General features: G+C 72.9%; 12 protein-coding genes. 10 read left to right on the top strand and 2 right to left on the bottom strand.

Going from position 1 to position 14,229, the window contains the following annotated elements:
* Positions 1-222 precede the first annotated feature (222 nt).
* Positions 223-519 (bottom strand): putative quinol monooxygenase, encoded by a 297-nt coding sequence (locus tag AB0F89_RS30670; RefSeq protein ID WP_367129134.1) that lies wholly within the window; start codon positions 517-519, stop codon positions 223-225.
* A 142-nt stretch (positions 520-661) separates the two neighbouring features.
* Here AB0F89_RS30670 and AB0F89_RS30665 point away from each other — a divergent pair, with 142 nt between their 5' ends.
* The 10 genes from AB0F89_RS30665 (at position 662) to AB0F89_RS30620 (ending at position 13,151) form a co-directional block, all read left to right on the top strand.
* Positions 662-2,041: an AlkA N-terminal domain-containing protein gene (locus AB0F89_RS30665; RefSeq protein WP_367129132.1), complete on the top strand. Its 1,380-nt coding sequence runs from the start codon at positions 662-664 to the stop codon at positions 2,039-2,041.
* Between the two features lie 141 nt (positions 2,042-2,182).
* The gene (locus AB0F89_RS30660) at positions 2,183-3,427 is read left to right on the top strand and encodes an acyl-CoA dehydrogenase family protein (protein ID WP_367129131.1); all 1,245 of its coding nucleotides are present in this window, start codon (positions 2,183-2,185) and stop codon (positions 3,425-3,427) included.
* Positions 3,428-3,669: 242 nt separating this feature from the next.
* Positions 3,670-4,959, top strand: coding sequence for a lysine N(6)-hydroxylase/L-ornithine N(5)-oxygenase family protein (locus AB0F89_RS30655; protein ID WP_367129130.1), 1,290 nt, complete (start codon positions 3,670-3,672; stop codon positions 4,957-4,959).
* 4 nt (positions 4,960-4,963) lie between these two features.
* Positions 4,964-5,335 carry a cupin domain-containing protein gene (locus tag AB0F89_RS30650; protein WP_367129129.1) on the top strand — a complete coding sequence of 124 codons (372 nt, stop codon included), beginning with the start codon at positions 4,964-4,966 and terminating at the stop codon, positions 5,333-5,335.
* Positions 5,332-6,873 (top strand): class I tRNA ligase family protein, encoded by a 1,542-nt coding sequence (locus AB0F89_RS30645; RefSeq protein ID WP_367129128.1) that lies wholly within the window; start codon positions 5,332-5,334, stop codon positions 6,871-6,873. Before AB0F89_RS30650 ends, AB0F89_RS30645 begins: the two co-directional genes overlap by 4 nt.
* A 1-nt stretch (position 6,874) precedes the next feature.
* On the top strand, positions 6,875-7,975 hold the full coding sequence (locus tag AB0F89_RS30640; RefSeq protein ID WP_367129127.1) for an FAD-dependent oxidoreductase: 1,101 nt from the start codon (positions 6,875-6,877) through the stop codon (positions 7,973-7,975).
* Positions 7,976-8,015: 40 nt separating this feature from the next.
* Positions 8,016-9,314 (top strand): ATP-grasp domain-containing protein, encoded by a 1,299-nt coding sequence (locus AB0F89_RS30635; RefSeq protein WP_367129126.1) that lies wholly within the window; start codon positions 8,016-8,018, stop codon positions 9,312-9,314.
* Positions 9,311-11,026 (top strand): FAD-binding oxidoreductase, encoded by a 1,716-nt coding sequence (locus tag AB0F89_RS30630; protein ID WP_367129125.1) that lies wholly within the window; start codon positions 9,311-9,313, stop codon positions 11,024-11,026. The genes AB0F89_RS30635 and AB0F89_RS30630 overlap by 4 nt, the downstream gene beginning before the upstream one ends.
* A gap of 45 nt (positions 11,027-11,071) precedes the next feature.
* Positions 11,072-11,566: a flavin reductase family protein gene (locus AB0F89_RS30625; RefSeq protein WP_367129124.1), complete on the top strand. Its 495-nt coding sequence runs from the start codon at positions 11,072-11,074 to the stop codon at positions 11,564-11,566.
* 28 nt (positions 11,567-11,594) lie between these two features.
* Positions 11,595-13,151 carry an ABC transporter substrate-binding protein gene (locus tag AB0F89_RS30620; RefSeq protein ID WP_367129122.1) on the top strand — a complete coding sequence of 519 codons (1,557 nt, stop codon included), beginning with the start codon at positions 11,595-11,597 and terminating at the stop codon, positions 13,149-13,151.
* A gap of 79 nt (positions 13,152-13,230) precedes the next feature.
* Here AB0F89_RS30620 and AB0F89_RS30615 read toward each other — a convergent pair whose 3' ends face one another.
* Positions 13,231-14,205 carry a GlxA family transcriptional regulator gene (locus AB0F89_RS30615; RefSeq protein WP_367129121.1) on the bottom strand — a complete coding sequence of 325 codons (975 nt, stop codon included), beginning with the start codon at positions 14,203-14,205 and terminating at the stop codon, positions 13,231-13,233.
* Between the last annotated feature and the right edge of the window lie 24 nt (positions 14,206-14,229).

The following is a 14,229-nucleotide window of genomic DNA, read 5'->3' as shown; positions in this document are numbered from 1 at the left end:
TCTCCGTCATCGCCGCCTTCGGTGGCCCTGCCGGGCCGGGCGCCACGGGTGGTGCGCCGCGGCCATTCCAGCCGATGACGAGGTTGAACGGCAGAGTTGATCGGTCCGAACAATCAACCTCCGACCATCCGGGGAGGATCACCCGGATGGCGGTTGCGGGGGTGGGAAGCCGTCACGTCGGGCCTGTGGTCACCCGACGTGACGGCGGGTACACGGGGCGTCTCAGATGCTGACGATCATCTCGTGGTCCGACTCCACGACCTCCACGGCCAACGCGGCGAGCCCGCACGCCATGAGCTCCCGGTACGCCGGCGAGCCGGTGTGGGCGTCGTAGGCGTCCTGGTCGGCGAAGTTGCCGACGAGCAGCAGGTAGTCCGGGCGCGTCACGTTCCGGTACACGCGGAAGGACAGCGTCGCGGGCTCCTGCTCGGGGCCCAGGAGGGCGAACCGCCGGACCAGCTGCTCGGCTTCGGACTGCTTGCCGGGCTTGAGCGGGATCGACAGGACCTTGGTGAGCACAGGACCTCCTGCGGTGGGACGACCAACGCGGTGTGAGCGCGTTTATGAGGATCGCCGAGCCGCCCCGGAGGTGTCTGGTCAGATGCGGACATCCCGGCGTTCGCGGTAGCGGGCCGGGCGGCGATCCCTGTATGCCTGCGGCATGACGACGTTCACGGCGGTGGTGACCACCGGCATCTACTGCCGGCCGGGGTGCCCGGCCAGGCCGCTCGCCGAGAACGTGCGCACGTTCGAGCTGGCCGCGACGGCCGAGGCCGCCGGGTTCCGCGCCTGCCTGCGCTGCCGCCCGTACCGGGTCGCCGGTCCGGTCGGCCCCGACGCGCCCGAGCTGGTGTGCCGCGCGGTGCAGCTTATCCTGGAGGGGGTGCTCGACGGCGGCACCGAGGTCACCCTCGGCGCGCGGCTGGGCGTGTCGCCGCGCCACCTGCGCAGGCTGTTCAACGACCACCTGGGGGTGACCCCCGACCAGCTCGCCCGGTCGCGCCGGGCGCACTTCGCGCGCAGGCTGCTCGACGATTCCGACCTGGCCGTGGCCGATGTGGCCTTCGCGTCCGGTTTCGGCAGTCTGCGGCAGTTCAACCGCGAGATGCGCCAGGTGTTCCGGGCGGTGCCGAGCGAGCTGCGGCTGCGCCGGCGCCGGGCCGACCGGTTGGCCGCCGACGGCGGGCTGGCGATGCGGCTGCCGTTCCGCCCGCCGTTCGACTGGGACGGCGTCCTCGACCACCTGGCCGCCAGGGCGGTGCCGGGCGTCGAGTCGGTCGAGGGCCGGGTGTACCGCCGCACGATCAGCCTGGACGGCGAGGCCGGCCTGCTGGAGGTGCACCCCGGCGAGCAGGACAACCTCGTGCTGTGGGCGCACCTGCCCTACTGGGAGGGCCTGATCCACGTCGTGGAGCGGGCGAGCCGCATGGTCGCGGTGGACGTGGAGACCGGCCCGGCGGTGGAGGCGCTGTCGGCCGATCCGGTCGTCGGGCCGCTGCTGTCGGCCCGGCCCGGCCTGCGGGCGCCCGGAGCGTGGGGCGCCTTCGAGGTGGCCGTGCACGCGGTCGTGGCGCAGCACGGCGACCTGCCGACGACCAGGGCCCGGACGGGGGCGCTGGTCCGGCGGCTCGGGCTGCCGGTGCCCGGCCTGACGCACGGGCTGACGCACCTGTTCCCCTCGGCCGAGGTGCTGGCGGAGGAGGGCCTGACCGGGATCGGCCTGCCGACCGACGCCGCCGACACCGTGCGCAGGCTGGCGCGGCGGGTGGCCGACGGCGACGTCGTGCTGGACGGCGGCGCGTCCTCGGCGGACCTGGTCGCCGGCCTGACGGCGGTCGAGGGGATCGGCCGGGGCGCGGCCGAGCAGATCGCGCTGCGCCTGGGGCACCGGGACGCCTTCCCGGCGGACGCCCCCGCCGTCCGCCGGGCATCCCGCGACCTCGGCGTCGGCGATCCGGAGCGGGCGGCCGAGGGGTGGTGGCCGTGGCGGGCGGTCGTCGCGGCGCACCTGATCGCACGCGGTGAGGAGGCGATCCGGTGACGGCGCCGGCGGATGTCCAGACCACTGCCGCCGACCGCGGCGTCCTGTCCGGTTGATTGTCTGATCCGGTCAACGGTTCCAGTCAACGAATCCGCTGGTTTGAATCGGATGACATCAGCGCAGCCGAGGGGAAGCGAGCGGATGACAGCCACAGATGTTCAGACCGGCACGACCGGGGTGGGCACCGACCCGGTGTCCGCGGAGACGCCCGCGGCGGAGATCCTGGCCCGTGCCAAGGCCGTCGCGCCGCTGCTGCGCCAGCGCTCGGCCGAGATCGAGAGCGCGCGCCGCCTGCCCGCCGACCTGGTCGAGCTGCTGCGCGGGACCGGTGTGTTCCGGATGGGCTTCGGCCGCAACTGGGGCGGTCCCGAGCTGAACTCGGTGGAGCAGACCGAGGTGATCGAGGCGCTGTCCTACGGCGACGCCGCGGCCGGCTGGTGCGCGATGATCGGCTCGGACTCCGGGCTGTACGCGCAGTTCCTGGACGAGGCCGTGGCCAAGGAGATGTTCACCAGCCTGGACATGGTCACCGCGGGCCTGCTGTTCCCGACCGGGCGGGCCGAGCTGGTCCCCGGCGGGTACCGGCTCACCGGCCGCTGGCAGTTCGGCAGCGGCGTCACGCACGCCGACTGGGTGATCTCCGGCGCGTTCATCTACCGCGACGGCGAGCCGGAGCCGGGCGCGGACGGCGACCCGCACGACTCCAAGCTGTTCATCGTGCCGCGCGCCGACGTCGAGGTGATCGACACCTGGCACACCACCGGCCTGGCCGGCAGCGGCAGCTGCGACTACTCGATCACCGAGGTCTTCGTGCCCGAGGACCGCACCGTCACCTTCGACACCGTGCGCAACGGCGAGGGCCCGCTGGCCCAGCCCGAGGTGCACATGCGCAACATGCCCGGCGTGCCGCTCGGCGTGGCGCGCGCCGCGCTCGACCACGTGCGGGAGATCGCCTCGACCAAGGTGGGCCCGGGCGGCGCGATGGCGGACGACTACCGCACCCAGGTCACCATCGCCGAGTGCGAGGCCGACTTCGCGGCCACCAGGCACGCGGTGTACGGCGCCCTGCGGCGGCAGCACGAGGTGCTGTCGGCGGGCGGCGCCCTGGACGACCTGACGGCGGACGAGCGGGCCGCGCTCCCGTTGTCCCGCAGGCACGCCTTCCGCACCGCGCGCTCGATCGTGTCGCGGTTGTACGACCTGCTCCAGACCTCGTCGATCTACCAGCGGTCGCCCATGGACCGGTGGTTGCGCGACACGAACACGATGTGCCAGCACGTCGTGGCCCAGGACCGCATCCTGCAGTCCGCGGGTGCGTACCTGTTGGGCAGCAAGCCCTCCTTCGCGCTGTCGCTCGGCGTCATCGGCGGCGGCAAGAAGAGCTGATCGTCCCTCCCCGGTCCGGTCGACGTCGGTCTCCTGTGGACCCGGAGCCGACGGCGCCCGAACCGGGAGAGGTCCCTCCGGCGTGAGGCGCCCGGCGGTCCGAGCGGACCGCGACGTGGGCCACGCCGTGCCGGTGCCAGACCGGAAGCCGTGCCGGGCCCTGCGACGCCCGGCGCGCGGGAACATCCGACCCGCGGGCCTCGGCCCGGCGGGTGAGCCGACCTAGTAGTCAGGTGGGGAATGTGACTGGGCAAGATGTCGAAGTTCTCATGATCGGTGCGGGGCCGTCGAACCTGGCGCTCGCCGTCGCGGTCGAGGAGTCCGGGGTGCGCCAGCTGGCGGAGAACACCCTGGTGCTGGAGCAGTACCCGGACGTCAAGTGGCAGCGCAACCTGCTGCTGCCGTGGGCGCGCAGCCAGGTGTCGTTCCTCAAGGACCTGGTGACCCTGCGCAACCCGCAGAGCCGGTTCTCGTTCCTGAACTACCTGCACCAGCAGGGGCAGCTGGACGACTTCGTGAACCTGTCGACCTTCAACCCCTACCGCTGGCAGCTCTCGGCCTACCAGCAGTGGGTCGCCGACGGCCTGGAGCAGGTCCGCATCCGCTACAACGCCCGCACCGAGCGGATCGACCCGCGGTACGCCGAGGACGGCTCGGTCGTCGGGTGGACCGTCACGCTGGCCGACGGCGACACCATCACGTGCCGCGACCTGGTGGTCGGCACCGGCCGGGACGCGCACGTCCCCGAGGTGTTCCGCGACCTGCCCAAGGAGCGGGTGGTGCACAGCACCCAGTACTCCGGCCGGATCGCCCAGCTGACGCCGCCGGCCGACCGGCCGATGCGCCCGGTGGTCATCGGTGGCGCGCAGAGCGCCGCGGAGATGTTCATGGCGCTGCACCAGGACTTCCCGGACAGCGAGCCGACGCTGGTGCTGCGCGCCATCGGCCTGCAGAACTACCAGACGAGCAAGTTCGTCAACGAGCTGTTCTACCCGTCGTTCGTCGACGAGTTCTACACCATGCTCCCGGAGGCCCGGTCGCAGGTGCTCGACGAGATGCGCCTGACCAACTACGCGGGCCTCGCGCCGCCCTTCCTGGAGGAGATCTACTCCATGCTGTACCAGCAGAAGATGCTGGGGCGGCAGCGGTCCTCGGTGCGGAGCCTGACCGAGGTCGTCGGGGCGCGGGCGGACGGCGACGAGATCGTGCTGGACCTGCGCGACCGCAAGAGCGGCAAGGTCGAGCCGCTGCGCTGCGACGCGGTGTTCCTCGGCACCGGGTACGACCCGCGGATGCCCGCGATGGTCGGCGACCTGGCGGACCGGATGGGCCTCACCGACGTCAACGTCAGCCGGCGCTACCGGGTCGACCTCGGCGACTCCGCCTGGGGCGCCATCTACCTCCAGGGCGTCAACGAGCAGACGCACGGCATCGCCGACTCGCTGATCAGCGTGCTGGCGCACCGCTCGCGGGACATCACCGAGGACCTGCTGGACCGCCGCACGGTCGCCGAAGTCACCGCGGAGGTGTGACGACATGGTCGAGATCCGCAAGCTGGACCGGGACAACCTCGAACCGGCGTACGGCCTGGACGGCCAGCGCCTGCTGCCCTGGCCCGCGCTCAACGCCCCGTTCGAGGGCGCCTGGTGCGTCCTGCGCGCGGGTACCGAGTCCACGCCGCACTCCCACCACGAGTACGAGATCTTCATCGCCATGAAGGGCGCCGCCGAGCTGGACGTGGACGGCGTGCGGCACGACTTCGTCGCGGGCGACATCGTGCACCTGCCCCCGGGCTGCACGCACAAGGTCGTCAACGGCGGCGCGGAGGACTTCGAGTACTACGGCGTCTGGTGGGACACCGACATGTCGGAGAAGTTCCTCGCCCGGCACGAGGAGCAGTCGCGGTGAGCCGGCCGACGCTGATCATCTCGCCGGCCCCGACGGCGAACGGCGACCTGCACCTCGGGCACGTCGCCGGCCCGTTCCTGGCCGCCGACGTGCACGCCCGGTACCTGCGGGCCACCGGCCGCGAGGTGCTGCTGGCCACCGGTTTCCAGGACACCTCCACCTACGTGGTCACCACGGCCCACCGGCTGGGCGTGCCGCCGGAGGAGCTGGTGGCGCGCTCGGCGGAGCAGATCGAGTCGACGCTGGCGGCCGTCGGGATCGACGTCGACGGGTACACCGGCGACGAGGACCGGTTCGTCAAGGCGGTGCTCGGGTTCGTCGAGCGGCTGCACGCCGCGGGCAAGTTCGAGCTGCGCACGATGACCTTCCCGTACTCCCCGGCGACCGGCGAGTACCTGGTGGACGGCTTCGTGAAGGGCGGCTGCCCGCTGTGCCTCGCGGAGGGCTGCGCCGGGCTCTGCGAGAGCTGCGGCCACCCGGTCGCCGCGGGCGACCTGATCGACCCCAGGTCGACGATCAACCCGGACGACCCGCTGGAGCTGCGCGAGGCGCAGGTGCTCGTGCTGCCCATGGAGCAGTACCGCGAGCGCATCCGCGAGCACTTCGCCGTGCACGGCCGGGCGATGCGGCCGCACATGGCGCAGGCGATCCGGGAGATGCTGTCCCGGCCGCTGCCGGACTACCCGGTGACGTACCCGACGTCGTGGGGCATCCCGGCGCCGTTCCCGGAGGTCGCCGGCCAGACGATCAACCCGAACGCCGAGCCCGCCGCCTGGAGCATCTACTGCGGCACGCTGTCGGCCGAGCGGCGCGGGGTGCCGCTCGCCGCCGACGACGAGATGTGGCTCGCCGACGCCGGCACGAAGGTCGTCTACTTCCTCGGCTTCGACAACACCTACCCGTTCGCGGTGGCGGCGGTGGCGATGCTGCTGGCCGCCGACGGGCGGTACCTGCTCCCCGAGGAGTTCGTCACCAACGAGTTCTACGAGCTGGACAACTCGAAGTTCTCCACCAGCCGGGGCCACGTGGTGTGGGGCCGGGAGCTGGTCGCCGAGGTGCCGCGCGACCTGGTGAGGTTCCACCTGGCCGCGACCAGCCCGGAGAACCAGCGCACCGACTTCAGCCGGGCCGCGCTGGAGCGGGTGACGTCCACGCGCCTGGTCGCGCCGTGGAACCGGGTGGCGGACGAGGTGGACCGGTTCACCGGCCGCGGTCCGCTGCCGGTGTCCGAGCGGTCGCGCGCCGCGGCCGCCCGGATCGTCGAGCGGTTCGCCGCCTGCTACGAGCTGGACTGCTTCAGCATCACCCGCGCGGCCGAGGTGCTGGCCGAGCAGCTGGGCCGGCTGGCCCGGTGGTCGGTCCAGCCCGGCCAGGAGGGCGACTTCTGCCACGAGGTGGAGGTGGTGCTGCGGTGCGCCGCGCCGATCCTGATCGACCTGGCGGAGAAGGCGCTGCCGGACACGGACATCCCCACGGGGGCGGGCGCGACGACCGTCACGCCGGCGAGCCTGCCGCGGCTGCCCGAGTGGACGGCATGACATGACCGAGGACGCCCGGCCGAGACCGGTGCGGGAGGGCTCGCGCCGACGGGTGGTCGTGGTCGGCGCGGGCGTCACCGGGCTGCTCACCGCCATCCGGTGCGTGCGGGACGGGCACCTGGTGACGGTGCTGGACCGAGGCCCGATCCCGCACCCGGGCGCCAGCTCGTTCGACCAGCACCGGGCCATCCGGGCGCTCGACCCGAGCGACCCGGAGGGCACCCGGCTGGCCGCGTCGGCCCACGAGCGGTGGCTGGAGCTGGAGGCCCTGCTGTGCGGGCCGCGGCCGGACGCCGGCTTCTACCGCCGGGTCGGCGTGGTGACCGCGTGGCCGGACGGGCGGGCCGCGTCGGTCGCCGGGTTCGGCGCCGAGGCGGGGCTTGCGGTCAAGCTCGTCGAACCGGACGAGCTGCCGCACGTGCGGTTCCCGGCGGGCTCCCTCGGCGTGCTGGAGCTCGACGCGGGCGTGCTGCTGGCCGACCGTGTGCTGTGGACCGCGGCGCGGTGGCTGGACGAGCACCCGGCGGCCCGGCTGCGCCCGTGGTGCGAGGTGTCCTCGGTCGACCCGGCGACGGGACGCGTGGCGCTGGCCGACGGCACGGTCGAGCAGGGTGACCTGACCCTGGTCGCCGGCGGCCCGTGGTCGAGGTCCCTGGTGGACCTGCCGACCGTGCTGCACCGGCAGACCATGGTGTACCTGCGCCCGCCCGACGAGCTGGCCGGGTGGTGGGACACCGCGCCCAGCGCGGGCCGCATCGGCGCCGACGGCCGCGCGTGGCTGATGCCGTCCGGCGGCGGGACGATGCTGAAGGTCAGCACCGACGCGGTCTGCCGCGAGGTGTCCGGTGTGGACGACGAAGACGACGATGACGAGGCCCGGTGGGCCGAGCGGGTCATGGCGGCGGGAATCCTGGCCGACGTGGAGCGGTACGCCGTCGCCGCCGTGAAGCGCTGCCACTACGCGGTGGACGCGCGCACGGGCGACGCGCACCTGGTCCGGGTGGGACCGGCCGTCTGGGCCCGCGCGGCCAGCGGCGGCGCGGGGTTCCGCACCGCGCCCCTGGTCGCCGACCGGATCGCGGACGCGCTGCGCGCGGGTTGAGTCGCCCCAGTTCTTTTTTCGAATCAGGAGGAACCACGACATGAGCAGCCCCAAGACCGTGCTGCTGGTGATCGGCAGCGGGCTCAAGCTCTACCGGGAGTACCTGGTCCGCTCGGCCGCGGCCAGGGCCCGCCAGGCGGGCCACCAGCTGGTGCTGATCAACAACCTGCAGCCGACCTGGCAGCACGAGTACTTCGACGAGATCACCGTGGTCAACGTGTTCGACCACGAGCTGCTGGCCCGGACCGCCCGCGAGATCGCCGCCCGGCACACCGTCGTCGGCGTGCTGTGCTGGGACGAGCCGCTGGTCATGCCCGCCGCGGAACTGGCCGCCGAGTTCGGCGTGCCCGGCCTGAGCATCCCCGGCGTGCACGGCTGCCGGGACAAGTACAGCGCCCGGACCCGGCTGACCGAGGGCGGGCTGCTCCAGCCCGGCTTCGCGATGACCGCCGACCTGGACGAGGCGCGCGCCGCCGCCGAGCGGATCGGCTACCCCGTCGTGGTCAAGCCCCGCGCCCTCGGCGCCAGCATGGGCGTGGTGCTGGCCCGCGACGAGCAGGAGCTGGTCGACGCCTTCCAGGTCGCCTCCGACGCCAGCCTGGTGGGCGACGAGCCCTACCGCGGCGGCGCGATCGTGGAGGAGTACGCGGTCGGCCCGGAGATCAGCATCGACGGCGCCCTGCACAAGGGCGAGTACCTGCCGATGTTCGTGGCCCGCAAGCGCACCGGCGAGCACCCGTACTTCGAGGAGGTCGGGCACGTCGTGGACGCGGCCGACCCGCTGCTGGAGGACCCGGCGCTGCTCGACACGCTGGCGCGCGCCCACCGGGTGCTCGGCATCGAGGACGGCATCACCCACGCCGAGGTGCGGCTGACCGACCGCGGCCCGCTGATCATCGAGATCAACGGCCGGGTGGGCGGCGACCTGATCCCGTTCCTGGGCAAGACCGCCACCGGCATCGACCCCGGCGTGGTCCTGGTGGACGTGGCCCTGGGCCAGCGGCCCGACATCGTCCGCGACCGCGGCGGCGTGGCTGGCATCCGGTTCGGCTACCCCGAGCGCGACTGCCTGGTCCGCTCGGTGACCGTGCCGACGGAGGCCCCCGGCCTGGTCACGGCGTCCCCGATGGTCGAGCCCGGCACCACGCTGCGGCTGCCCCCCGGCGGCTACATCGCCCGGCACTCCTTCGTGGTGTGCCAGGCCGACGACCCGCAGACCTGCGAGGAGCGGCTGGTCGGGGCGAGCGCGCTGGTCCGCGTGGACGCCGAGGAGGTGGCCCCGAAGCCGCGGGGCGCCGTGCTGGAGATGCCCGCCGGGCTGCTGGACGTGGACGAATGATCAACTACGACGGAAAGCTGTTCCGGAAGGCGGGTGGGGGCGACGGCACCGTCGCCCGCTACCACCAGGACGGCGACCTGGTGTGGGCCAACTTCACCGGCGGGAAGGTGCGGCGGGGCACGGTCACCGGGGTGTGCTCGCCGGACGGCACGCTGCGGCTGGCGTACACCATGGTGCTGGGCACCGGCGAGGTGATCTCCGGGCAGACCGTGAACGTGCCGCAGGAGCGCCCCGACGGGCAGCTGGTCCTGCGCGAGGAGTGGGAGCGCTTCGGCGACCACGCCGCGAGCGGGGTGTCGTACCTCGAGGAAGTGCCGGCGCGGCCGGTGACCTCGGAGCGGATGGGGAGTGTGGGCATGACCGGGTGGGACGGGTTGCGCGGCGTGGTCGACGGGCGGCTGAGGCTGCCCGGCGACGACGGGTTCGAGGAGCGCAGCAAGCCGTTCAACGACCGCTTCCGCGACGTGCGGCCGGCCGCGGTGCTGTCCGTGGCCGGACCGGACGACGTCAGCCGGGCGATCGGCTGGGCCAAGGACGCCGGGGTGCCTGTCGTCGCCCGCGGTGGCGGGCACAGCTACGCCGGCAACTCCGTCAACCGCGGCCTGGTGCTCGACCTCCAGGACCTCGACCACGTGCACGTGGACCCGGTGACCGCGCTGGTCACCGTCGGCGGCGGCGCGCGGACGCGGGCGATCTACGACGCGCTGCGCGAGCACGACCTGGTCTTCCCGCTGGGCAACTCCGACGACGTCGGCATCGGCGGCCTGGTGCTGGGCGGCGGCGTCTCGGTGGTGTCCCGCGCGATGGGGCTCACCTGCGACTCGCTCGTGTCCACCGACCTCGTCCTGGCCGACGGCAGCACGGTGACGTGCAGCGAGACCGAGAACCCGGACCTGTTCTGGGCCTGCCGGGGCGGTGGCGGCGGCAACTTCGGGGTGAACACCTCGTTCACGTTCCAGGCGCGCCCGGTGCCGGCCGCGTCCACGTGCCTGGTGCTGTGGGACTGGCCGCACGCGATGGACGTGCTGACCGTGATGCAGGAGGTCATGCGCCTCGCGCCCAACGCCTTCTCCGCCCGCATCGGCGTGAGCCGCGCGGCGGGGCAGCCCGGCGTGGTCTCGGTGATCGGGCAGCACCTCGGCCCGGCCGAGGAGCTGCGGGAACTGCTCGCCCCCGCGCTGGCCGCGGCGCCCCCGTCCCGGGTCGACATCGCGGACCGGACCTACTGGGAGGCGGCGGACTACCTGCACCACGAGACCGCGGGCGGCGCGTTCGCGGTGCGCACCCGGTGCACGCCGGCGCCGCTGTCCGAGGACGGCCTGCGGACCCTGGTGACCGCGGTGGACAAGTGGCCCGGCAGCGCGAACCCCGACGGCGCCGGCGCGGCCCTGTTCACCTGGGGCGGCGCGATCAACGACGTGCCGGTGACCGAGACCGCCTTCCCGCACCGGGACGCGCTGTTCCTCGTGTCGATGGACACCGCGTGGCTGCCGGACGAGTCGCCGGAGGTGGTGCGGGGCAACCTCGACTGGTTGCACGACCTGCACCGGGACATGGGCGAGCACGCCACCGACGCGTCCTACGTCAACTTCACCGACCCGGACCTCGAAGACTGGCGCGGCGCGTACCACGGCCCGAACGCGGAGCGGCTGGCCGAGGTCAAGCGCCGCTACGACCCCGACCGGGTCTTCTCCTTCTCCCAGGCGATCTGACCCGTGCCCCGGCCCACGGCGTCCGCACCGGAAGGTGAGAGCACAATGCCACTCGACCTGCGTGGTGTCATGCGGAACTTCGCCACCGGCGTGTGCGTGGCGACGACCTACAGCGATCGGGCGGAGGGCAGGCGCCACGACGCGGTGACGGTGAACTCGTTGACCTCGGTCTCGCTCGACCCGCCGCTGGTGTCGCTGGCGCTGAGGCTCGACTCGGTCTTCCTGGCCGACCTGCTGGAGACCAAGAAGTGGGCGGTGTCCATCCTGGACAGCCGGGCCCGCGAGGTCGCCAGGCAGCTGGCCAGGGACCGGGCCGTCCGGGCGCCCGTGGTCGGCGCGCTGCGCGCCAAGCCCGGGAGCGAGACCGGCGCGCTGGTGCTCAACTCGGCGAGCTGGCTGGAGTGCGTGCTCTGGGACAGCTTCGACGTGGGCGACCACACCCTCGTCATCGGCGAGGTCGTCGCGGTCAACGAGAACCAGCACGCGCCCGCCCTGGTCTTCCTGCACGGTCAGTACCACGCGCTGAACGACCAGCGCTGAGCAAACCCACGGCGTTAACGGAGGAAGTGTGCGACCTACCCCTGCGGACCCGACCACGAAGGCCGCCGAGGCCCCGGTCATCAGCTACCACGGCACCGAGCCGGAGAACGCGCTGATCCCGGGCCACACCACCGAGTCCGGCGGGGTCAAGGTGATCGCGGCCCTGTTCCGGGGCCTGGTCTCCTACGACGCGGTGGACGCCCACCCGAGGAACGCGGTCGCCGAGTCGATCGAGACCGCGGACTCGGCGGAGTACACCATCCGGCTCAAGCCGGGCTGGACGTTCCACGACGGCACGCCGGTCACCGCGAGCAGCTTCGTCGACGCGTGGAACTTCACCGCGCACGGGCCGAACAGGATGCAGGCGGCCAGCTTCCTCGCGCACATCGAGGGCTTCGAGGAGGTCAACGCGCCCGAGTCGCGGGTCGCCGAGCTGTCCGGCCTGAAGGTGATCGACGACCTGACCTTCGTGGTGCGGCTGTCCGCGCCGTTCTCCGAGTTCCCGGTCACGCTCGGGTGCAGCGCGTTCTTCCCGCTGCCCCGCGCGTTCTTCGACGACCGGGAGGCGTACGAGGCGCACCCGATCGGCAACGGCGCGTTCAGCTTCGTCTCCCGCGAGCGGGAGAAGCACATCCTGCTCAAGCGCTACGAGGGCTACGCCGGGGACGACAAGCCCCACGTCGGCGGGGTCGAGTTCCGGATCTACCGCGACCTGGGCGACGCCTACCACGACGTGATGGCCGACAAGCTCGACTACCTCGACGTCACCCCGTACTGGGCGCTGGAGGGCAACCGGTACCAGCGGGACCTGCCCGGCCGCACCCACGACCGGACCTACCTCGGCATCCAGACGGTGTCGTTCCCGCTGTACGACTCGCGCTACGCCGACCGGCGGGTGCGGCAGGCGATCTCCATGTCGATCGACCGGGTCAAGCTGATCGACCGGATCTTCCAGGGCCACCAGGCGCCCGCCGACGGCCTGGTCCCGCCCGCCGTCTCCGGCCGCGCCGACAACCAGGGCGGCGAGCTGTGCGGCTACCACCCGACGCGGGCCAGGGAGCTGTTCGAGGAGTCCGGGTTCGAGGGCGAGATCGAGCTGACGTCGAACGTCGACTCGCCGAACCAGCCCTGGATGGAGGAGATCTGCGCGTCGGTCACCGAAGCGCTCGGCGTGCCGTGCCGCTTCGTGCCGATCCCGACGATGGGCGAGTTCCGCCGCAAGCTCAACGCCCAGCAGATCACCGCGCTGTTCCGCTCCGGCTGGATCGCCGACTACCCGTCGATCGAGAACTTCCTCACCCCGATGTACCGGACCGGCGCCTCCGACAACGTCGGCAAGTACAGCAACCCCGAGGTCGACGCCCTGCTGTCCGCCGCGGACCGCAGCCCCGACCGCGAGCAGGCGTGGGCCCTGTACCAGCAGGCGGAGCGGACGATCCTGGAGGACATGCCCACCATCCCGGTCTGGTACCAGAGCACGCTCTCGGCCTGGTCGACGCGCCTGCGCGACGTCCAGCCCAACCCGTTCCGCGAACTCGACCTCTACAGCGTCACCGTCGCGGAACCGGGCGAAGCCCCGGCCTGATGCCCCTCAGGTCGACCCGGGTGGTCCGGCGCCGGTCCTCAGCGGACCGGCGCCGGACCGCCGCGGTGCTCGCCCGCGCTCAGCCCGCCGACCGGAACGTGGTCCGGTAGGCGCTGGGCGCCACGCCGAGGGTCGCGCCCATCTGCTGCCGCAGCGTCGCGCCGGTGCCGAAGCCCGAGTGGCGGGCCACCTGGTCGATGGGCAGGTCGGTGGTCTCCAGCAGGTGCCGCGCGCGTTCGACGCGCTGCTGCGTGACCCACTTGGCCGGGCTCAGCCCGGTCTCCTCGCGGAACCGCCGGGTGAACGTGCGCACGCTCATCCGGGCGTGCGCGGCCATCGCGCGCAGGTCCAGCGGCTCGTGCAGGTGCTCCAGCGCCCACGCCCGGACCCCGGCGATGAAGGTGTCGGACACCTCCGGGACCGGCTGCACGATGAACTGCGACTGGCCGCCCGGCCGCCACGGCGGCACGACGCACCGGCGCGCGGCCATGTTGGCCACCTCGCTGCCGTGGTCCTCCCGCACGATGTGCAGGCACAGGTCCACGCCCGCGCCGACGCCGGCCGAGGTGAGCACGCGGCCCTCGTCCACGAACAGCACCTCCGGGTCGAGGTCGACCTGGGGGAACAGCCGGCGGAAGGTCTCGGCGTGCGCCCAGTGGGTGGTGGCCCGGCGGCCGTCCAGCAGACCGGCGGCGGCCAGCACGAACGCGCCCGTGCAGATCGACACGACCCGCGCGCCCCAGTGGGCCGCCGTGCGCAGGGCGTCCCGCACCTGCTTGTCGAGCGTGCCGTCGGTCAGCGGCTGCGCACCGTAGTACACCCCGGCCACGATCACCGTGTCGGCCTCGGCCAGCAGCTCCAGGCCGTGCTCGGGGATGATGGTGAACCCCGCCGCGCTGCGCACCGGCCGGGCGCCGGGCGTGCAGATCCGGACCTGGTAGAGCCGCTGGTCGTCGTGGTCGCGGGCGGCGTTGAAGACCTGGGTGGGGGCGCCGAGGTCGAACGCGACGACCTCGTCCAGCGCGAGCACGGCCACCTGGTGGGGTCGGGTCATGGCCCGATTCTTGCACAGGATGGC

It is taken from the genome of Saccharothrix sp. HUAS TT1, from assembly GCF_040744945.1.
In the GTDB taxonomy this organism is placed as follows: Bacteria; Actinomycetota; Actinomycetes; order Mycobacteriales; family Pseudonocardiaceae; genus Actinosynnema.
The sequence above is the reverse complement of the archived record's forward strand: the minus strand, read 5'-3'. Positions and strand labels throughout refer to the sequence as shown.

Coding starts and splice junctions, on each gene's coding strand:
- AB0F89_RS30665 (WP_367129132.1), top strand. CDS start 662: ATGACGACGTTCACGGCGGTGGTGACCACCGGCATCTACTGCCGGCCG.
- AB0F89_RS30660 (WP_367129131.1), top strand. CDS start 2,183: ATGACAGCCACAGATGTTCAGACCGGCACGACCGGGGTGGGCACCGAC.
- AB0F89_RS30650 (WP_367129129.1), top strand. CDS start 4,964: ATGGTCGAGATCCGCAAGCTGGACCGGGACAACCTCGAACCGGCGTAC.
- AB0F89_RS30640 (WP_367129127.1), top strand. CDS start 6,875: ATGACCGAGGACGCCCGGCCGAGACCGGTGCGGGAGGGCTCGCGCCGA.
- AB0F89_RS30635 (WP_367129126.1), top strand. CDS start 8,016: ATGAGCAGCCCCAAGACCGTGCTGCTGGTGATCGGCAGCGGGCTCAAG.
- AB0F89_RS30630 (WP_367129125.1), top strand. CDS start 9,311: ATGATCAACTACGACGGAAAGCTGTTCCGGAAGGCGGGTGGGGGCGAC.
- AB0F89_RS30625 (WP_367129124.1), top strand. CDS start 11,072: ATGCCACTCGACCTGCGTGGTGTCATGCGGAACTTCGCCACCGGCGTG.
- AB0F89_RS30615 (WP_367129121.1), bottom strand. CDS start 14,205: ATGACCCGACCCCACCAGGTGGCCGTGCTCGCGCTGGACGAGGTCGTC.